The following is a 20984-nucleotide window of genomic DNA, read 5'->3' on the forward strand; positions in this document are numbered from 1 at the left end:
ATGAACATTGAGATGCATAACATCCATAAGGCCTTTGGAAAAAACACCGTTCTTTCCGGGGTCTCCTTTGACCTCGTCACAGGTGAGGTCCACGCGCTCATGGGCGAAAATGGCGCAGGAAAATCAACTTTAATGAACCTGCTCACAGGTCTTTATTCATTAGATCAAGGAACGATTCAAATCGACGGAAAAGAAACCGCTTTCAAAAATCCGAAGGAAGCGGAACAACACGGCATCGCCTTTATTCATCAGGAGCTCAACATATGGCCGGATATGACCGTCTTGGAAAACCTATTCATCGGGAAAGAAATCTATTCGAAGTTTGGATTGCTAGACACAAAGAAAATGAAGGTTCTTGCCCAAAGCCAGCTGGACCGATTGTCTGTGAACCTCTCGCTTGATCAAGAGGCAGGCAGCTGCTCTGTTGGACAAAAACAGATGATTGAGATTGCAAAGGCATTAATGACTGATGCGAAGGTGATCATCATGGATGAGCCAACAGCAGCTTTAACAGACCGTGAGATTGAAAAGCTCTTTCAGGTCATTGAATCTCTCAAAAAAGAAGGCGTATCCATTGTCTATATTTCTCACCGTATGGAGGAAATCTTTGCGATCTGTGACCGGATTACCATCATGCGCGATGGGAAAACAGTCGATACGAAAGCCATACCTGAAACGAATTTCCATGAGGTCGTCAAAAAAATGGTCGGCCGCGAATTAACAGATCGATACCCTGAGAGATCGCCTTCTCTAGGAGATATTGTCCTTGAGGTGAAGCAAGCGACAAGAAAAGGACAATTTCATGATATCAGTTTCTCAGTCAAAGCTGGAGAAATCGTCGGTGTTGCAGGCTTAATGGGCGCTGGCAGAACCGAAATGATGCGGTCGCTGTTTGGTCTTGATCCTCTTGATCAAGGTGAAATCTGGGTCCATGGGAAAAAGGCTGTCATTAAAAAACCAAGTGATGCCGTCAAGCTCGGCATCGGCTTTATCACAGAGGATCGCAAAGATGAAGGACTCATGCTGGATGCATCCATCCGAGAAAACATTGGTCTGCCAAACTTAGAAAGCTTCTCTCCAAAAGGACTGATTGATAAGAAAAACGAACAGGATTTTGTCGACCTGCTCATCAAAAGACTGACGATTAAAACGGCTTCCTCTGAAATCTCTGCTCGAAGTCTCTCTGGTGGAAATCAGCAAAAAGTCGTCATCGCCAAATGGATCGGCATCCAGCCGAAGGTCTTAATTTTAGATGAACCGACAAGAGGTGTCGATGTCGGAGCGAAACGAGAAATCTACCAGTTAATGAATGAACTGACTGATCGAGGTGTTGCCATTTTAATGGTCTCCTCTGAGCTCCCAGAAATTCTAGGGATGAGCGATCGAGTGCTTGTCATTCATGAAGGAACCATCAGCGGAGAATTAAATAAAGCAGACGCAACACAAGAACGAATTATGACACTAGCTACAGGAGGGAAGTAACATGAAACCACTTACTTCAAATGGACGATTTGACAACATCATGCAAAAGCTTGGGCCATTCTTAGGACTCATCATCCTTGTCGCCATTGTTTCTATTTTAAATCCAGCCTTTTTAGAGCCATTAAACATCTTAAACTTACTGAGACAAATCTCCATTAATGCCCTCATTGCCTTTGGAATGACGTTTGTTATTTTAACCGGAGGAATTGATTTGTCTGTCGGTGCCATTTTAGCACTTTCTAGTGCGCTGACTGCCGGATTTATCGTGTCTGGTATGGACCCGATTTTAGCTATTATCGTTGGCAGTATCATCGGCGCTATTCTTGGGATGGTCAACGGTCTTTTAATTACAAAAGGAAAAATGGCTCCTTTTATCGCAACACTTGCCACGATGACGATTTTTAGAGGGTTAACACTTGTTTATACAGACGGAAACCCGATTACAGGACTCGGCTCGAACTACGCCTTTCAGTTATTCGGCCGCGGATATTTCTTAGGCATTCCTGTTCCAGCAATCACGATGCTTCTCACCTTTATCGTACTTTGGGTGCTTCTTCATAAAACACCTTTCGGCAGAAGAACGTATGCCATCGGCGGAAATGAAAAAGCTGCGCTTATTTCAGGAATCAAAGTACCACGCGTAAAAATTATGATCTATTCATTGGCAGGTTTCATGTCTGCTTTAGCGGGTGCCATTTTGACCTCTCGCCTAAACTCAGCTCAGCCAACAGCTGGCACATCCTATGAGCTTGATGCGATTGCTGCTGTTGTACTTGGCGGGACAAGCCTGTCTGGCGGAAGAGGGCGAATTGTCGGCACACTGATCGGGGTGCTCATCATCGGTGTCTTGAACAATGGTATGAACTTACTTGGTGTATCATCATTCTATCAATCTGTTGTGAAAGGGATTGTCATCTTGATTGCAGTCCTACTAGACAGAAAGAAATCTGCTTAAGGAGGCAGCTGCTATGAAAAAATATCTCATTCTCATTCTGACTCTCTCATTATTCATGCTTTCTGCCTGCTCGCTAGAACCGCCAGAGTGGGCCAAATCAACAAAAGATGGAAAGAAAAAAGACATCAAAATCGGGCTCTCGATCTCGACCTTAAACAACCCATTTTTCGTTTCTCTCAAAAACGGTGTGACGAAAGAAGCGAAAAAGCTCGGCATCGAAGTGGTCATTGCAGATGCACAAAATGATTCAGCGAAACAAACAAGTGATGTAGAAGATTTAATTCAGCAAGGGGTCGACGCATTACTCATCAATCCAGCTGATTCATCTGCTATCTCAACCGCTGTCGAATCAGCGAATGCTTCAGATATTCCTGTCATCACATTAGACCGTTCAGCAGAAAGCGGTAAGGTAGAAGCACTGGTCGCCTCAGATAACGTCAAAGGCGGCGAAATGGCAGCCAACTTTATCATCGACAAGGTCGGTAAAGGAGCAAAAGTCGCTGAATTAGAAGGTGTACCAGGCGCTTCTGCTACACGTGAGCGCGGAAAAGGATTCCATCAAATAGCAGATAAAGATCTAAAAGTGACAGCCAAACAAGCGGCTGACTTCGACCGAACAAAAGGACTCAACGTCATGGAAAACCTCCTTCAAGGAAACCCTGACATCAAAGCCGTTTTTGCCCACAATGATGAAATGGCACTTGGCGCATTAGAGGCGATCCAAAGCTCTGGAAAAGACATTCTCGTCGTTGGCTTTGATGGAAACGAAGATGCACTCAACTCGATCAAAGCAGGAAAACTATCTGCCACAGTCGCCCAGCAGCCAGAGCTGATCGGAAAACTGGCAGTCGGCGCTGCAAACGACGTCCTAAAAGGGAAAAAAGTAGAAAAGAACATCGCAGCTCCACTGAAACTAGAACAGAAAAAATAAACACAAAACCCCCGATAGCTCTCGGGGGTTTTTCCTATTATTCTGGTCTTTTCAGCACAAATGACGTCCCTAAATGGGCATAATCATTTCCCGCTAAACGTGCGATTGGCTTCAATTCATGAGAAGAAACATATCCTTTTTCCGCATCATAAACAGCCTCATCTAAATGCGCACACACAACCCGGCCAATGATGTGATCGACTGTGATCTCCCCTTCATCATTTTGAAAGGTCAGATGCTTTTCGAGCTGACATTCAAAGCGAATGCGTGCTTCCTTGATTCCCGGCACTGAGACCACACTGCTCTTCACTTGATGAAGACCGGTGCGATTCAGCTCACTCTCTTCCTCTGGCAAAGTAGCAGCTGTTTCATTAATATCTTCAATCATCGCTTCATCACTCACATGGACAACAAATTCTTCCCTGTCGATGATATGTTTTGCTGTATCTTTCATCTCTCCTTGACGCCGTCCGATGGAAACTGCGATGAGCGGCGGATGTCCGCTGATGACATTAAAGAAACTAAATGGTGCGGCATTGACGACATCGTCTTTAGACAGACTTGTCATAAACGCAATCGGTCTTGGAACAATAGAGCCAGATAATAATTTATATGCTTCTTTTCGTGACAGCTGATCCATTTGCAACGTAATCAATTCAGGCACGCCTCCTTTTAGTGTAACGACATCATACCATACCCCTTTTTCTATGCCTCTGATTCCGGCTCGGTGCGATGCAGGATATGGTGGACAAGATGAAATAAAGCAGGATTATGATTCTCTCGTCTATAGGAAATCGTCCATTCCGCCAGAAGCTGTTCACCTTCAATGGACCGATACACAACATCTAGATTAAATAAACGCCGGGCTGATTTTGGAATGACCGCAATACCGATACCAGCTGTGACAAGGCCAATAACCATTTGATATTCCGCTGCTTCCTGCACAATATTCGGAGAAAATCCGTACTTTTCACATAGCAGGACAAAGTGTTGATAAAGGGACGGCCATGATTCCTTTGATAAAGAAATGATCGGTTCATGACGGATATCTTCGATCGTGACCGCCTCTTTTTTCGCCAGCGGATGATTTTTCGGAATCGCAAAAATACATTCACTTTGCTTCATCAAACGGCTGACAAGTTCTTCATGCGGAGATGTAGGATGTAAAAAACCGATATCAATCTCCCCATTTAAAAGCGCCCCTAGCTGCTGCGGAACAGAAAGCTGCTTCAGCTCAATACTGACAGAGGGATACAGCTCTCTGAATTCGCGTACAACTGGCGGCAGAATATCATACGTCGCTGTTCCAACAAACCCTATGATGATTTTCCCCAGCTCTCCTCTTGCTGTATGCCGGGCATGATCAACGGCTTTATCAAGCTGATGCAGCACACCACGCACCTCATGTAAAAAGACCTTTCCAGCAGCTGTTAACTCCACCACTCGCTTCGACCGGTGAAACAAAGGAAACCCCAATTCTTCTTCAAACTGCTTAATTTGCTGACTAAGTGGAGGCTGTGTCATATTCAACCGTGCGGCTGCTCTGCCAAAATGCAGCTCCTCCGCTACTGTGACAAAATACTGCAAATGTCTCAGTTCCATCCTTTCACTCCTCGCACACTTATTCGTGAAACATATTAAAATCACGTTAAACATATATTGGAAAATTTTCTTTTTGAAATGTATAGTAAATCATATCATGAAAATATATTTTCATAAAAAATTTTACTTGCCGAAAGGAGTGCGGGGTAAATGAATTCTCAAGCACAACCCCTAACAAGACGAGGAGCAGAATTGATTGTCGATACGCTGATTGCTCAAGGTGTGACCCATGTTTTTGCGATTCCAGGTGCAAAAATTGATGCCGTATTTGATGTATTAAAAGACAGAGGTCCAGAACTTGTCCTATGCAGACACGAACAAAATGCAGCCTTTATGGCAGCCGCTGTCGGCCGCTTAACCGGCAAACCAGGTGTTTGTCTCGTCACATCAGGTCCTGGCGCATCTAATTTAGCAACAGGTCTATTAACAGCCAATACAGAAGGTGACCCTGTTGTCGCAATCGCTGGAAACGTCATTCGTGCGGATCGGCTGAAACGAACACATCAATCACTCGACAATGCGGCATTATTCAAACCAGTCACAAAATACAGTGTTGAAGTACAAGACGTTCATAATATACCTGAAGCCTTAACAAATGCTTTTCGCGCGGCACAAAAGGGGCAGGCTGGAGCAGCATTTATCAGCTTTCCACAAGATGTCGTGACAGAACACACCACACAAACACCAGTGTCTGCTCACCCTTCTCCAGAACTAGGTCCTGCACCGGATGCTCTCATCAGTTCGGCCATCGCCAAAATTCAAAATGCACACTTACCTGTTGCGATTGTGGGAATGAAAGCAAGTCGTCCAGCTGCTGCAAACGCCACTAGAAGATTATTGAAAACACTTGGGATTCCATTTGTCGAAACGTACCAAGGAGCCGGCGTTCTCTCAAGAGAGCTTGAGTCTCAATATGTAGGCAGAATCGGCTTATTCCGGAATCAGCCGGGGGATCTACTCATTGAACAAGCAGATGTCCTTTTGACCATCGGCTTTGATCCAATCGAATATGATCCGAAGCATTGGAATATTCAGCCGCAGCAGCGCCAGATCATCCATGTGGATGACATGCAGGCAGATATTGATCATTTTTATGAGCCAGCGCTTGAGCTTGTAGGCAATATAGCTGAAACCGTTAAACATCTAGCCCATGACAGTGTTCCACTTTCTCTATGCAAAGAACAAATTGATTTAGTCACTGAATTACAGGAGCTGTTAAGCGACATTGAAAAAGCACCAGAAAGAGACAGTCATCTATCTCACCCGCTGAATGTCATTCATACATTAAGACGCCTGATTTCTGATGACACGAAGGTCACGTGTGATATCGGATCTCACGCGATTTGGATGTCGCGTCACTTCCGCGTCTATGAGCCGAACACATTCCTGGTGAGTAACGGAATGCAAACATTAGGCGTCGCCTTACCATGGGCAATTGCGGCTTCCATACTGAATCCAGATGAAAAGATCATTTCGGTCTCAGGTGATGGCGGTTTTCTCTTCTCTGCAATGGAGCTTGAAACAGCCGTCCGCATGAAAACAAATCTCGTTCACCTTGTTTGGAATGACAGCACATACGACATGGTGGCGTTTCAGCAGGAAATGAAATATGACCGCACATCCTGCGTTGAATTCGGACAGATCGACTTAGTGAAATATGCGGAAAGCTTTGGAGCGACTGGATTACGGGTTAACTCACCTGAAGAGCTTTCAACTGTCCTTCAAAAGGGTATAAACATAGAAGGACCCGTTATTATTGATATTCCGATTGACTATCAAGACAACCCAGACCTCGCCAGTCAAAAATGGCCAGAAGTCTTTCGTGAAAAACACACATTGAACGTCAGATAAGATGTCCATACATTACATCAAAGGAGTGAGCGGATATGGGTATGATGCACCCAATGAATCAACAGAACGACACAAGACAACATGACAAACAGCAAGAGGTTTATCAAGTATCGACGATGACCTCTTTGCTGGAAGCCGTATATGATGGAGATTTCTCCCTTGCACATATTCCCAAGCACGGTGATTTCGGCATTGGTACATTCAATCAATTAGATGGAGAGCTGATCGGCTTTGACGGCGCATTTTATCGACTGCGCTCGGATGGAACAGCGACACCGGTTACCGATCAAGACTATTCACCATTCTGCTCTCTAGCATTCTTTGAAACAGATATCGTTCATCGCATTGATGCAGCCATGACGTCCAAAGAGCTAGAAGAAGAAATCGACCGCATTTTACCTAGTAAGAATGTTTTTTATGCGATCCGCATTGATGGATCATTCAAAAAGGTTCAAACACGTACGGTCGAAAAACAGGAAAAACCTTACGTTCCGATGGTGGAAGCAGTCAAGTCACAGCCTATTTTCGATTTCGAGGATATTCAAGGAACGATCGCTGGTTTCCGTACACCGCAGTACGCACATGGTATTGCGGTGAGTGGGTATCATCTTCATTTCATTGATGATGATCGAAGTGTCGGCGGACACGTATTTGATTACACCGTTGATCAAGTGACCATCCGAATTTCTCAAAAACGTCATATGAATTTACATCTGCCAAATACGCAGGAATTCTTCCAAGCAGACATTGATCGAGCTGACCTTGCACAACAAATTGCCAGTGCGGAAAGCAGCCCAGATCAATAAAATGAAGACACCCCGTTGATTCCGGGGTGTCTTTTTATGCAAAAAGATTATTTATCACTCCATGATATTTCATTTCGTTAGTAAATTGAAATTATTTCATTCTATACGTAATAAAATATGATAAAATACCAACAGAAGAAAGGTGGTTATACGGTGTCAAACGACTATAGCATTCCGAACCTAACATTAGATGAAAGGGATAAACAAATTTTATCCCTATTACACGAGGACGGGCGTATGTCCTATACAGATCTCGGGAAACAAGTCGGTCTTTCACGTGTTGCCGTACAAGCCCGCATTCAGCAGCTGATTGAAGCAGGCGTCATTGAACGATTCACTACAGTGATTAACCCTGCTAAGATCGGCATTCACGTCTCTGTCTTCTTTAATGTAGAAGTGGAACCGAAATTTTTAGAAGCAGTAGCCCTTCAACTTGAGCAGGAAACAGCTGTCACAAGCCTTTATCACATGACAGGGCCAAGCAAGCTGCATATGCATGGCATTTTTCAAAATGAACATGAAATGGAGACATTCCTCACAAAAAAGCTATACCCGCTAGAAGGCGTCGTGAGTGTGGACTGCCAAATGCTCATTAAACGATACAAAAGCCGAATGGGCATGAAATTGTAGACAGGAGTTGAAGCACTTGCAATCATATATCGAACTCATCATTGCTATGATGCGAACCGGTATTCTCGGTTTTGGCGGAGGTCCTTCCGTCATACCGCTCATTCGCCATGAGGCGGTGGTGAAATATCACTGGATCAATGATGACGAGTTTGGAGAAACACTCGCCATCGCCAATGCATTACCAGGTCCGATCGCGACCAAAATGTCGGCATATCTCGGCTATCGATTGAAGGGCGTATCCGGCGCAATTGTCGCAACAGCTGCTCATATTTTACCGACATGTCTCGCCATGGTGGCACTCGTCACACTTGTCAGCGTCTTAAGCTCCTCACAAATCATTCAAAATATGATTGGCGCCGTAACACCAGTTATTGCCGTCCTGCTTGGGATCATGGCATACGAGTTTGGCCAAAAAACGCTGAAAGGCTTCGGAATGATCTTCGGTATCGCTCTATTCCTTCTTGCCTTTATCGGACTGCAGGTGCTGTCCATTCATCCAGGAATCATTGTCATCATCTTTTTATGCTATGGCGCCTTTCATTTCAAACTGAAACAACGCTGGAATCGAACAAATAAAGAGAAAGGAGTGTCTTCATGATGCTGATTCTCTTTTTATTCTGGGCTTTCTTCTTGTCCAATCTATTAGGATATGGCGGAGGGCCTGCATCCATCCCGCTCAATTATGAAGAAATCGTCAATCATTTTCATTGGATGACGAACGAAGGGTTCTCCAATATGCTTGCATTAGCCAATGCACTGCCAGGACCAATTGCTACGAAGATCGCGGCATATGTAGGCTATGACGTCATGGGCTGGCCGGGCTTTATCGTGGCATTGCTTGCAACTGTACTGCCATCAGCCATTGGATTGATTTTATTGCTCAAGTTGATTGACCGCTTTCGCCAATCCCCTGCCGTAAAAGGCATGACCTTATCCGTACAGCCCGTCATTGCGATGATGATGCTTTTATTAACATGGGAAATCGGCGGAGATGCAGTGAAAGCCATCGGCTGGACGCAATCATTCGCCATTGCCGCGATCTCCTTTTTCTTTATGACCAAATTCAAAATGCACCCCGCCTTTCTCATTGTGGCTGCCTTTTTATATGGCGGATTCATTCTGCCGCATTAAAAAACCGATAACATGGCCTGTTATCGGTTTTCTTTTACATATAAATTGGAGAAACCGGTCTGCGCCCAATCGAATGATACTCGACCCCTGCTTGTTCTGCCGCTTCAAGCGTGTGACAGTTTCGCCCATCAAAAATAAGCGGCTGTCTCATCCATTCCTTGTAGGACGTGAGCGGAAACGTCTGAATCTCCGTCCACTCTGTTAATATACAAACTGCATGGACATCCTTTATCGCTTCTTCAATCGTTTGAGCAAACAAGACTTGATCCGGCAGTTCACGAGCGGCATGGCGTGCGGCAACAGGATCATAAGCTACAAGCTCCGCCCCTAATTGATGGAGTGCATGAGCAATCGGAACCGACGGCGCCTCCCTCATATCGTCTGTATTCGGTTTAAAGGCAAGGCCAAGAAGTGCAATTCGCTTCCCTTCAAGATTTGCCCCCAGTCTCTCCTGAATGCTTCGGATAAAACCAGCTCGCTGCTCATTGTTTACTTTAATGACAGCCTTTAGCAGCTCAAAATCGTGGGACACATGCCCTGCGATTTGGACAAGTGCATTTGTATCCTTTGGAAAACAAGAACCTCCGTAGCCAATTCCCGCCTTGAGAAATGAAGAACCGATCCGCTGATCGAGCCCCATTCCCCGCGCAACCCATTCAACATCAGCACCTGTTTTTTCACAAATGGAAGCAATCTCATTCATAAAGCTGATTTTAGTCGCAAGAAAAGCATTTGATGCATACTTGATCATTTCGGCACTTTTTCGATCTGTTTTGACCACTGGCAGGTGGAAATCAGCATACATCTCCTCTAGCTGGTCTAATACGGCTTTTGTTTCAGCCCCAATGACAAGCCGATCTGCCCTCAAAGTATCTGAGATGGCAGAGCCTTCCCGTAAAAATTCTGGGTTAGATGCAATAGATAACGGCTCATTCCGTCCTAATTCTTGATGTATCATCTGATCGATTTGATCACCCGTTCCGACAGGCACCGTACTTTTCACCACAAGAACCGCACCTGATTTCGCTTTTGTGCCCATCTCCTTTGCAGCCTGAAACACATACTGTAAATCAGCTTGGCCGTCTGCCTGCTGCGGGGTGCCGACCGCAATCATTAACACATCAGCCCGCGGGTAGGCTGCCGCTCCATTTATGTAAAATTGAATTCGTCCTTGCTCAAGATTGCGTTTCAGCAATTCTTTTAATCCTGGCTCATACATAGGTGGATGTCCTTGTTTCAGCTGCATGACCTTTTTCCGGTCAATATCAATACACGCCACATTGTGCCCTGCCTCCGCTAAACACACACCTGTGACCAGCCCCACATATCCACAGCCTGCAATTGCAATATTCATGACACCATCAGCTCCCCATACGCCTTATGCTTGTAATGACATCGTATGCCGGGAGCTTTCGTTCCATTCATAAAAGCATACAAAAACCCCCTGCCATCACTAGCAGGGGGTCACTTTTATGAAACAAGACCATTTCGAATATGAGCAATCAGATTTTCAAGCATTTCTTTTGTGGTGACATCATTTGAATTCTCACCAATATCATGAGCGTACATCAAAATTTTTAAAAACTCTTCTTGATTTAAACCCTTATTGTCCATGTCTGTATCCTTTCGATTCCACTAATTTCATTATTATATGCTGTATGGTTGGTTTATGCAATACTCTAATACATCATTCGACAGCTTTTGAAATTTATGACCATTTTCATGAAAAACTTTTTTATAAATCACCATTGAGCTATAATAAAAGAATTGGAATCTTTTACTTGGTTAGGAGCGGATCAAATGCTTCAGCACAACATCAACGAAGAAGAAATCAAACAAACAGCCGAACAGATCAAAGAACTTCTTCCTGCAACAGATGAAAACAAACAACTCATCAAAAAAGCATTGATTACTTATAGACAGGACAGTGTATATCGTCTCAAGCAAGAATCTGATACGGAATGGTCAGCTTATGTACATGATGTCGTGGCAGCAAGAGTCCACCTTCATGTTCTGTTTCCTGTGAGAAGCAGCTGCTCATGTCCGGCAGATGGACTTTGTAAACACATTCTCGCTGTCTTCTTTTCGCTATACGCTCAAGTTGAGAGTGTGACCGGATTTACAGAAAATTGGTCAGAAAAGGATGAATTACAACGCAGCAAAGAATTGATTCGCCAGCACTTCCAAGTGAAGCGCCCAGACGAACAATCACTCCAAAGCTGGCTGAATTTTTTCCAAGAGGAATTTAACCTCTGGCTGAAACGGACACCAAAGCACCAGCAAACACCGCAGCATTTGTATTACGGCTATTTATCAATCCTAAAAAAACACGCACCTCATTCACCTGAATTCAAGAGTTTGTATGCGATTCATACCTCAATCGATGTGTGGTTAAGGATTCATGAATTGATCGACCTCGGCCGGCTTGATGCCGAGAAGGACTTTTATTCCATGAATCCATATGTAGAACAGCTCATGAACACCATTTTCGATTCAGTGGATCACTTGAAGACATACGCCCTTTCCTTTTCCCTCGATCCGTTTCTTGAAAACACACCAACTGCCGTTCGGGCACTTCTTCAAATTAACGGACCTTTCCAGCATGAACGAGTAGCGGTCTTTATGGAGATTTGGGGCACCATATTAAATAGAGGGAAATGGGTTAAAAAAGAAACAGAATTACTGAAGAACGCTCATCAGCAAGAACAAACGGTTGAACGTACCATCGGGCTGATGCACATGGATTATTTACAGAAAGAAGACGAAAGCCTCTTTCAGCAATTACAGCTGCTCAATGCAGATATGCTGCCAAATGTGCTCAATTGGCTGAAGGATCTCACAAACCGCAAGGACTGGAAGCGGCTCAAGCTCTGGTATCATGAGATCACCTATATTTTAGAGGAATATTGCCAGCTCGACCTTTCCTATAGAGAACTGCGAGGAGCCGTCAGTGATTTCTTCTTTTATTTAGACGCATACTTTAAGCAGACAAAGGATCATCATTTATATGAACGCTACCTCCAAATCTGCATGCCCTATGCGTTTACTGAATATAGTCAGCTATTATATGCACAGCAGCGTTATGCAGAATGGATTGAGATTCACAGCCTTGTTGGTTTCTCTATCAGTGAACTGGAGAAGGATCTGATCAAACAAATTGCAAAAGAGGAGCCTGAAGCGCTCATTCCATCGTACCACCGTGAAATCTCACTGCTTCTCGATCAAAAGAATCGAAGTGCTTATCGAGAATCTGTGAAAATGCTAAAAAAACTACGCACGCTTTATCATAAAACGAAAAAAACCGCGATTTGGGAAAGATATGTAAAGCAGCTGCAGGATTCAACGAAACGGCTGCGTGCGTTCCAAGAGGAAATGAAGAAAGGAAAATTAATTGATGACACGCCATAAACAAATTGTCATTCATGCAGAACAAACAGAAGATTTCTCTTTCACCATTTCAGCGCAAGCAGAGGACGGACACCCTGTTCCACTTAATGAAATGAAGAGGCAGCTTTTCCAATGGCACGAATCGTCTTTTTACGGAACATTTTTAGAAGATGTGAGCTTTATTGGCACACCTGCCTTCCTGTTAAGCCCTTGGATGACCGTTGAATTGCTAGGAAAAAATTCATTTAATACCTTTAGTCATGTGACATTAACGGATGAAACGGAACCACTGATGAAGACAGCCTCCACCATTTACGAATTCATCGAGGACGAAGATTTCGTTCCCGATTACGAGGCGTGGACAGAAGGTGTGCTTCGGTTTAAAGACAAAGAAGGACTATTAGACGGCTATACGGCTGATTGGTTCTCCTTTGCCGTACAGGATTACATTCAATATGATGATGCCTTGCAGCACAAATGGAACCGCATGACAGCACAATCGCCTGCGCTGTCATCCTTCCAAGGACATTTTTTAGATGAGCAGGATTTCTTGGAGACGATTGGCTGGATTGATGACGAGACGCCTTTCACTGTCGGCTTGCGCTTAAATGAACCGGATTTCGACGGAGATGATTGGAAAATCGAATTGTTTTTGCGTGATAAGAAAAACAGCGACCTTCACTTTTTTGAGGGTATCCGTTCATTGAAAAGGTCTTGGCATCCGTATCAAGATAAAATCTCAAGAGAGCTGGAGCGATTCAGTCAAATTGTACCTTGGCTCTCTTTCACATCTGGCACCACGCTCATGTCAGAAGACGAAGCATGGCTCTTCCTATCTGAAGCAAGTGAAACACTTGTGAATATGGGCATTGAAATCCTGCTCCCATCGTGGTGGCAAATCGTCAAAGAAAGCACCATGATGCTAAAAGCAAGGATTTCCTCTACCCCGCGAGGCGAGTCGCATGTCGGAATGGATGCCTTGATGGACTTTAATTGGCGCTTTGCTACAAACGGCATCGAGCTGACAGAAGATGAGTTCAACGAGCTTGTCCAAAGTAAACGGCGCCTTGTCAACATTCGAGGGCAATGGATCAAAATCGATCCAACCTTCATCCAGCAAATGAAAAAATGGATGGAGCGCGCCGAAAATGAAGGGCTACACATGTCTGATATTTTGTCACGCGAGCTGGCAGATCAAGAAGCATCCTCTGAATCGATACCAGAACTGCTAGACAGCTCAGCATTTGCACATATTCAATTTGAACTTTCGTCTCAATTAAGAGGGCTTGTCCATCAGTTAAATGATACGCATGAGCTGCCTTCCTACGAAATGAGTGAGTCCTTCAAAGGCACACTAAGGCCGTATCAGCAGCATGGTGTCAACTGGCTGTTATTTTTAAGATCTCATGGATTCGGGGCTTGTTTAGCAGATGATATGGGCCTTGGAAAAACGATTCAAATGATTGCGTATTTCACATATCTGAAAGAGCAGAAGCAAAATGCCGCTCCATCTCTCATCATTGCGCCGACCTCTGTTTTAGGAAACTGGCAGCGAGAGCTTGAAACCTTCGCACCACATTTGAATGTCGCTCTGCATTACGGGCCATCGCGCCCTCAAGGGGAACACTTTACAAAGGCATACGAATCAACAGATATTGTCCTGACGTCTTATGGACTCTCACATTCTGATCGTGATGAATTAACGTCAGCAAAGTGGGATACGATTTGTTTAGACGAAGCCCAAAACATCAAAAACGCCCATACGAAACAATCGAGAGCGATCAGACAGCTCAAAGGGCAGCATCATATTGCCCTTAGCGGGACACCTATGGAAAACCGTTTGACAGAGCTTTGGTCCATTTTCGACTTCGTCAACAAAGGATATCTCGGCAGCCTGACGAGCTTTCATAAGAAGTTCGTCCTGCCGATTGAAAAAGACCGTGATGAAAAAAGAATTGAACAGCTGCAGCAGCTGATAAAGCCCTTCCTATTAAGAAGAACAAAGCAAGATGAAGAGGTCGCCCTGAACCTGCCTGAGAAACTCGAAGAAAAAGAATTCATTCCGCTATCCGCTGAGCAGGCTTCTTTATATGAACAGCTCGTGAAGGATACATTCGAACACATGGCTTCGTTAACAGGAATGCAGCGGAAAGCCATTATTTTAAGTATGCTTGGCAGACTCAAACAGATTTGCGATCACCCGGCTCTCTATTTAAAAGAGAGTGGAACAGATGTGAAACTGCTGAAACGTTCATTAAAAATGGATAAACTCGCAGAGCTGTTAAAAGCAATACATGAGCAAGGAGAAAGCTGCCTCATCTTTACGCAGTATATTGGAATGGGGAACATGATCAAGCAGCTGGCGGAAAAGATGTTTGGAGAACCAGTTCAATTTTTAAATGGCAGCCTGTCAAAACAGGAGCGGGATAAAATGGTGGATCGCTTCCAGAAGAAAGAATTCAACATCTTAATTCTCTCTTTAAAAGCAGGAGGAACAGGACTTAACCTAACTGCCGCAAACCATGTCATTCACTACGACAGATGGTGGAATCCTGCTGTGGAAAACCAAGCGACAGACCGTGCTTATCGGATCGGACAAAAACGATTTGTTCACGTCCATAAGATGATCACAACGGGCACGATTGAGGAAAAAATCGATCAAATGCTCGAAACAAAACAAACGTTAAATGATCAAATTATCCAAAGTGAAAGTTGGATTACTGAGCTATCGACGAACGAACTAGAAGATTTATTCACATTAAGTGCGGCCGCTCAATCATCTTAAACCCAGCAAAAAGAGGACTTTTCTCAAACATGATGAAAAGTCCTCTTTTTTCATTTCATATGAACATAGGTTAAATGTGCAGCTTTTTCAATGCAGATTTCACGTTCATATACGTATTCAATTCACGGAAGTCCTCTCTCATTTCTCCCATTTTCATCGCAAGATTCGGTTTAATTCCTGTCACAATGAGTTCAGTACCAGTCATTAAAATTAAATCGTTCAGCTTAAAAATTGCATCTGCCACAAATGAATCCACTTCTAATAAACCAGACAGATCGACAATAAAATAATCGTCCTTGGATTGAGAGATATAGGTGGAGACTGTTGAGATAATTTTATGAAATCTTGGCGCTGTTAACGTACCAATGATCGGTAACACAGAAATACCATCTTTCACAGGAACAATTGGAACAGAAATATTCAGCACTTCATCAATCGATTGCTCAAGAAGCTCCTGCTGTTCCTTCTCTTTCGTGACATCTTTTTGCAGACCAACGAAATAAAGACGTTTTCCTTCATTTTCGTCAATCCAAAGAGGAGCCACACTTAACTCATTCCAAAACATCTGTCCAGATTTTTTATAATTTTTCAGCTGAACAGTGACAGCCTCTTTGTTCTCAATAGCTGTTCTAATTTGATTGAGAGCGATTTGCTCGGTTTCATTTCCTTGAAGGAAACGACAATTCTTCCCCAATACCTCGGGTTCTTGATAGCCTGTCATATCTAAAAAGCCCTTGTTCACATATATTAAAGGATTATCAGGTAAAGACGGGTCCGTCACCGTCAGGCCAACCTGAGTATAATCTAAGGCTTCCTTGATTAAATGCAGATTTTCGGACTTATAAGATTCCAGCGCCATTCGTTTACTCTCCTTAATTTCTTACAAGCGGGTTATGTTCATAATTAAATTATATGATGTTCCACATCAGGTGTAAATAGAAGTAGTTCTGAATTCCTCTTTTGTAGAATGCGCTTTATCCTATGTGATTTATACAACGACATACGATTCATCTATTTCAAAAGGTGTCGAATCATATGCGCCACACCATGTTCATCATTTGTTAACGTGACATGATCAGCGATTTCCTTCATATCCTGTCTCGCATTGCCCATCGCAACCCCAACACCAGCTGCTAGAAGCATCGATTCGTCATTTAAACTGTCTCCTACAGCCGCTGTCTGGCTTAAAGGAATACCAAGTCGTTCTGCCAGCCTTGTTAATGCCTGCCCTTTAGATGCTTCCTTTGAACCAATTTCAAAGTTATGATCGGCTGAACTAACCATTGTGACATCTGAATCATCACCAAACATATCCCATCCTGCCTTCAATCTGTCTTCAAAGAAAGAGAAACCTAAGATATTGTAGAATGAAAGCTTTCGATCCTCACGGAACAATTCTTTATATGTATCAATATAAGAAAAACCTGACTGACTGTATTGAACTTCTGCCGCTTGTTTTAAAATATTTCGATCCGTTTTTGGATTAGCACTTTTTAAGCGGTCCATTTCAATCGCAAGAAGCTCTCTGCCGCGATTCGGTGTGAAAATGGCTTCGTTTGTAAAAACTTCATAATAATAGTCACGTTCTTCAAGCCATGACAATATATGTTTGGCCTTTTCTTCGTGTAAAACAGCTGAATGGTACACTTGTCCAGCCGGATCATGAATCACAGCTCCATTGGCACTAATCACCCATGTATTCATACCAAGCTGATCAAAAATAGACCTCACATCAAAATACGCTCTTCCTGTTGAAACGACAACTTCCATTCCATTCGCCGCTGCTTCCTTTAATGCCTGCTCATTTTCCCGACTCACTTTGTGTTCACTGTTCAATAAAGTTCCGTCTAAATCCGTTGCGATCAATTGAATGTTTGTCATCGTTCTCTCCTTTTTGTCTCCATTTTCGGCTATCATACCGCTGATAAAATCCATCATCATTATGAAATGAGTATCCACTATTTGCAAGAGGTGATCGGTTTATCAGTGAATAAAAGGGTACCCGGCCACGCTACATGACCGGATACACACAAGGGGATTTACAGGGGACACATGACCTATACAAAGAAGCTATGGTTCTATTACGCAGTGTTCTTATGCACAAGGCAGCGTCTATCAGCTTTAGCTAGAGGGGGGCTGTCAGATGCTAGACGTTACCTTTTGTTTCAGACCGTACCTCCTTTCCTTTCAACTGCCCTTAGTCTACTGAGAAAGGTCGTATGTGACAAAACATGAAAATGACAAAATGATCTCTCAAATTCTCTATTTCCTCTTTAATTTCTGTTTTTTACTGCTTGAGTATAAAACATCATCTTGTTTTGTTTGATGAAAAACTTATTTTTCATAAATTGATAAAAAACGTCTGAATGAATCCAATTACTAGAAGGCATGTGAATATAATCAGAACCGTCCCACGCAAACCAATAAAAACAAAGCTGCCCGTCATGAATCGACAATTGAAATTCAAAGCAGTCCATTTGATCCTCGGTGACGTATTGAAACGTGAGTGACTCGCCTTCTTCCATGTATACATCACAAAATGAAAGAATGTCTCCCCACGAATAAACGCGCATTGTGCTCTTTGCCTTCTCCTCGCCAATATGTATGTTTCGCAATTGATAGGACTCCATAAAACATCTCCTTTCACTCATATACAGCTCGTTCTAAGCAGGCAGCGGTTTCATTTATACAGATGTTGTATGCTATAATAATACTTACGAATAATGAACGCTTGTGAGGTGATAAATATGAAAACCTTTAGGCTGATTGATTTAAAAATCGAACTTGATCCAAAGCAAGATAAAATGTCCAGCATTCCCCTTCGTGACGGTTTAATCATTAATAAAGAAGATGGTGAAAATCACTGGATGATCGAGGCACTCATTCCAAAGAAACATAGACAGGTGTTTGAGGTGCTTTTTCAGCAGCACACTGAAGTGAAGATTCTTGTGACGATCACAAAAGAAAACAACCGCCCTGTTCATCTATCTGTCCAAGTCAAAAACATTGTTGCTTTAGAAGAAAACATTTCTGTGCTGCTCGATGGTAAAATGATTACAAACCGTTACAGAACAGAAACCGAAGAAGTACTAAAAGACCTCGTCAAAGAGGGGCTTTCCGGAGAAAAACTGCTGGATGCATTTAAACAAAACACATAAAAAAGAGCGGGATTAGCCGCTCTTTTTCTATTGCACATCTTTCGATTGGCTTTGATTTTTCAATAGATCTCTAATTTCAGTTAGTAAAACTTCCGTTTGATCCGGCGTTTCTACAACCTCTTCTTCCTCTACCTTTTTCCGTTTTAATTTATTCAAATAACGAATAAAGATAAAAATGGAAAACGAGATAATCAAGAAATCAATCACTGTTTGAATGAAGCTCCCATATAAAATTTGTGCAGATCCGATCTTAATAGATAGACTGCTAAAATCATGTCCCCCAATAATAATACCGACGAGCGGCATGATCAAATCATTCACAAGAGAAGTGACAATTTTGCCAAATGCTCCCCCAATGATGACACCTACAGCCAAGTCAATGACATTTCCCTTGACTGCAAATTCTCTAAATTCTTTCAGCATCTTTTATCACCTTCATCTTTTTTTGTCTAATATGACGTTTTTTTGTCAAAAATGCAAGTCCTGATCCGTTCAGGCTGGTCGTTTCCATATAAAAAGCGATTCATCCTTGATGAACCGCCAGGCAAATCATGATACTTTAGGACCGATAGAAAATGTTAGTTCTGCTTCACATGCAACTTCGCCATCTACTGTAGCTACTGCTTTTCCTTTTGCAACCGGACCTCGGAGACGCGTCACTTCTACCTCTAAACGAAGCTGATCGCCAGGCTTCACCTGTCTTTTGAAACGGCAGCCGTCAATTCCTGCAAACAAACCAATTTTCCCTTTGTTTTCTTCTTTACCTAACATAATCACCCCAAACACCTGTGCAAGTGCTTCTACAATAAGCACACCCGGCATGACTGGGTATCCTGGGAAATGACCATTAAAAAATTCTTCGTTCACTGTGACATTTTTAATCCCAACCGCTCTTTTCTCTCCCTCAACCTCTAAAATACGGTCGACCAATAAGAATGGATAACGGTGTGGAATAATGTCTTGAATTTGCTGAGCATCAAGCATATCTTGATCTCTCCTTTTTTCTATATCGATGATCTTCATTTGATTCCTATAGAAGTATATTATGAATGCTCGTATTTTTCAACGTCCGCTCTGCATATATGGTAAAAAATAGAATATATCATTACCTATTGTCATCAAATATAATCCACACTACACTCATTGTTTTTTCACAAATATGGTAATATATATTACATCATTGATTGAATAAGAGGGTAAAAATGAATTTTATGAGTGATAAATCCATTAAAAAACTTCTCCATTCGTGGTATACAATGCTGAAGCATCGACATTTTTCGAAGGCTGAAGAAATCAAAACAACTCTATTAAAACATAAACGTAAAATATCAAAAAAACAGGAACTCTATTTACATTATCAGCTGATGCTTTTTCGCCATCAGCTCTGGATGAATCAGACAGAGGACCTAGAAAAAATCAAACATGAACTGATGCAGCACAAAGATGATATGAACGAAGAACTGGCCTATTACTTTTACTTCTTTCTAGGGCTCTACGAAGCTTTAAACAGCGATCAAAATGATGCGATCTACTATCTCGAAAAGGCGGAAGAACGCCTGTCATTCCTTAACGATGAGCTGGAGGAAGCAGAGTTCCATTTCCGTACAAGTGGTGTTTATTATAACAACCGCTATTCGTTGTTATCAATTCGTCATATTCAAAAAGCCATGGATATCTTTGCAAAGCATGGGGATGATCATAGCCTCTATCGTTGTAAAATTGTGCTCGGTCTTAATTATAGCGATCAAAAAAAATATGAGGAAGCAGAAGCTATTTTTATTGAGATCATCGAATACGTGAACATCATTGATGATCAAGAATTGCTCGGTATCGTTTATTATGACGCTGGTTTTATTCAGTCGAGACAAAATCGTCACAAGAAAGCGCTGGAATACTTTAAAAAAGCACTTCGTCTCCCAGCATACCGGAAGGCAGCACACTCCTATGTATCGTGCCTCTACGAAACGGTGCGTTCCTGTTATAAAGAAAATTTAACCGATGAAGGAATGAAGTATATTCAAAAAGGATTAAAAGAGGCCGTTGCTTCTCAGTTTGATATTTTAAGAATCAAGTTCCAAATCTTATTTCTTCTCTACAGCCAAACGCCAAAGGCAGATGAGCAGATCGCAAGGCTCGTCACATGTCTTGAACGAAAAGAAGCTTGGATTGATCTTGAGGATCTGCTTGCCGATGTCTCAGATTTTTATAAAAAAAAGGGCGACTTTGAGCGAGCCGCCTTTTTTATCATGAGAGGCTGATGTCAGCC

Annotated in this window: 21 protein-coding genes; 12 read left to right on the top strand and 9 right to left on the bottom strand. The window is 42.8% G+C overall.

Going from position 1 to position 20984, the window contains the following annotated elements; translation table 11 throughout:
- The 3 genes from MHH26_RS15050 to rbsB are packed head-to-tail and all read left to right on the top strand — an operon-like array spanning position 1 to position 3368.
- Positions 1 to 1482: a sugar ABC transporter ATP-binding protein gene (locus MHH26_RS15050; RefSeq protein ID WP_340973944.1), complete on the top strand. Its 1482-nt coding sequence runs from the start codon at positions 1 to 3 to the stop codon at positions 1480 to 1482.
- 1 nt (position 1483) lies between these two features.
- A complete protein-coding gene (rbsC, locus tag MHH26_RS15055; RefSeq protein WP_012011497.1) occupies positions 1484 to 2437 on the top strand; it encodes a ribose ABC transporter permease RbsC in 954 nt (317 codons plus the stop codon).
- Positions 2438 to 2450: 13 nt separating this feature from the next.
- Positions 2451 to 3368, top strand: a complete 918-nt coding sequence (gene rbsB, locus MHH26_RS15060) for a ribose ABC transporter substrate-binding protein RbsB (protein ID WP_095285700.1) — start codon at positions 2451 to 2453, stop codon at positions 3366 to 3368.
- 37 nt (positions 3369 to 3405) lie between these two features.
- Here the strand turns inward: rbsB and MHH26_RS15065 are convergent, their stop codons facing one another.
- Together MHH26_RS15065 and alsR are read right to left on the bottom strand one after the other, a co-directional pair.
- Positions 3406 to 4023 (bottom strand): flavin reductase family protein, encoded by a 618-nt coding sequence (locus MHH26_RS15065; RefSeq protein WP_095285699.1) that lies wholly within the window; start codon positions 4021 to 4023, stop codon positions 3406 to 3408.
- Positions 4024 to 4073: 50 nt separating this feature from the next.
- A complete protein-coding gene (gene alsR / locus MHH26_RS15070) occupies positions 4074 to 4970 on the bottom strand; it encodes an acetoin biosynthesis transcriptional regulator AlsR (protein ID WP_034660223.1) in 897 nt (298 codons plus the stop codon).
- Positions 4971 to 5120: 150 nt separating this feature from the next.
- Between alsR and alsS the strand changes: the two genes are divergently transcribed.
- From alsS to MHH26_RS15095, 5 genes are all read left to right on the top strand, one after another.
- A complete protein-coding gene (gene alsS / locus MHH26_RS15075; protein WP_340973946.1) occupies positions 5121 to 6821 on the top strand; it encodes an acetolactate synthase AlsS in 1701 nt (566 codons plus the stop codon).
- Positions 6822 to 6856: 35 nt separating this feature from the next.
- Entirely contained in the window at positions 6857 to 7627 is a 771-nt protein-coding gene (budA, locus tag MHH26_RS15080) for an acetolactate decarboxylase (protein ID WP_334750530.1), read from the top strand.
- Between the two features lie 153 nt (positions 7628 to 7780).
- A complete protein-coding gene (locus tag MHH26_RS15085; protein WP_307500377.1) occupies positions 7781 to 8257 on the top strand; it encodes an Lrp/AsnC family transcriptional regulator in 477 nt (158 codons plus the stop codon).
- Positions 8258 to 8264: 7 nt separating this feature from the next.
- Entirely contained in the window at positions 8265 to 8855 is a 591-nt protein-coding gene (locus MHH26_RS15090) for a chromate transporter (protein ID WP_307500378.1), read from the top strand.
- Complete coding sequence (locus MHH26_RS15095; protein WP_340974411.1) at positions 8855 to 9388, top strand: chromate transporter; 534 nt, start codon at positions 8855 to 8857, stop codon at positions 9386 to 9388. Before MHH26_RS15090 ends, MHH26_RS15095 begins: the two co-directional genes overlap by 1 nt.
- Positions 9389 to 9422: 34 nt before the next feature.
- On the opposite strand, the gene MHH26_RS15100 is transcribed toward MHH26_RS15095, so the two are convergent.
- A complete protein-coding gene (locus MHH26_RS15100; protein ID WP_340973949.1) occupies positions 9423 to 10742 on the bottom strand; it encodes a UDP-glucose dehydrogenase family protein in 1320 nt (439 codons plus the stop codon).
- Between the two features lie 116 nt (positions 10743 to 10858).
- Positions 10859 to 11002 (bottom strand): hypothetical protein, encoded by a 144-nt coding sequence (locus MHH26_RS15105; RefSeq protein WP_003214884.1) that lies wholly within the window; start codon positions 11000 to 11002, stop codon positions 10859 to 10861.
- A gap of 186 nt (positions 11003 to 11188) precedes the next feature.
- Here MHH26_RS15105 and MHH26_RS15110 point away from each other — a divergent pair, with 186 nt between their 5' ends.
- Positions 11189 to 12796, top strand: a complete 1608-nt coding sequence (locus MHH26_RS15110; RefSeq protein WP_340973950.1) for an SWIM zinc finger family protein — start codon at positions 11189 to 11191, stop codon at positions 12794 to 12796.
- Entirely contained in the window at positions 12783 to 15560 is a 2778-nt protein-coding gene (locus tag MHH26_RS15115) for a DEAD/DEAH box helicase (protein ID WP_187704201.1), read from the top strand. Before MHH26_RS15110 ends, MHH26_RS15115 begins: the two co-directional genes overlap by 14 nt.
- 70 nt (positions 15561 to 15630) lie before the next feature.
- Here the strand turns inward: MHH26_RS15115 and MHH26_RS15120 are convergent, their stop codons facing one another.
- The 3 genes from MHH26_RS15120 to MHH26_RS15130 all read right to left on the bottom strand — a co-directional run bounded on the left by MHH26_RS15120 (position 15631) and on the right by MHH26_RS15130 (position 18190).
- On the bottom strand, positions 15631 to 16419 hold the full coding sequence (locus MHH26_RS15120; protein ID WP_034660232.1) for a PAS domain-containing protein: 789 nt from the start codon (positions 16417 to 16419) through the stop codon (positions 15631 to 15633).
- Positions 16420 to 16571: 152 nt separating this feature from the next.
- Positions 16572 to 17432 (bottom strand): Cof-type HAD-IIB family hydrolase, encoded by an 861-nt coding sequence (locus MHH26_RS15125; protein ID WP_216454710.1) that lies wholly within the window; start codon positions 17430 to 17432, stop codon positions 16572 to 16574.
- A gap of 401 nt (positions 17433 to 17833) precedes the next feature.
- On the bottom strand, positions 17834 to 18190 hold the full coding sequence (locus tag MHH26_RS15130; RefSeq protein ID WP_034660233.1) for a hypothetical protein: 357 nt from the start codon (positions 18188 to 18190) through the stop codon (positions 17834 to 17836).
- Between the two features lie 117 nt (positions 18191 to 18307).
- Here MHH26_RS15130 and MHH26_RS15135 point away from each other — a divergent pair, with 117 nt between their 5' ends.
- A complete protein-coding gene (locus tag MHH26_RS15135; protein WP_003215215.1) occupies positions 18308 to 18718 on the top strand; it encodes a YwpF-like family protein in 411 nt (136 codons plus the stop codon).
- A gap of 27 nt (positions 18719 to 18745) precedes the next feature.
- On the opposite strand, the gene mscL is transcribed toward MHH26_RS15135, so the two are convergent.
- Both mscL and fabZ read right to left on the bottom strand, forming a co-directional pair.
- Positions 18746 to 19141 carry a large conductance mechanosensitive channel protein MscL gene (gene mscL / locus MHH26_RS15140; RefSeq protein WP_034660234.1) on the bottom strand — a complete coding sequence of 132 codons (396 nt, stop codon included), beginning with the start codon at positions 19139 to 19141 and terminating at the stop codon, positions 18746 to 18748.
- Positions 19142 to 19267: 126 nt separating this feature from the next.
- Positions 19268 to 19702 carry a 3-hydroxyacyl-ACP dehydratase FabZ gene (fabZ, locus tag MHH26_RS15145; protein ID WP_012011512.1) on the bottom strand — a complete coding sequence of 145 codons (435 nt, stop codon included), beginning with the start codon at positions 19700 to 19702 and terminating at the stop codon, positions 19268 to 19270.
- A gap of 218 nt (positions 19703 to 19920) precedes the next feature.
- On the opposite strand from fabZ, the gene MHH26_RS15150 reads away from it, so the two are divergent.
- Positions 19921 to 20976 (top strand): tetratricopeptide repeat protein, encoded by a 1056-nt coding sequence (locus MHH26_RS15150; protein ID WP_034660235.1) that lies wholly within the window; start codon positions 19921 to 19923, stop codon positions 20974 to 20976.
- Positions 20977 to 20984: the final 8 nt, after the last annotated feature.

The organism is Bacillus sp. FSL K6-2839, from assembly GCF_038003365.1.
In the GTDB taxonomy this organism is placed as follows: domain Bacteria; phylum Bacillota; class Bacilli; order Bacillales; family Bacillaceae; genus Bacillus.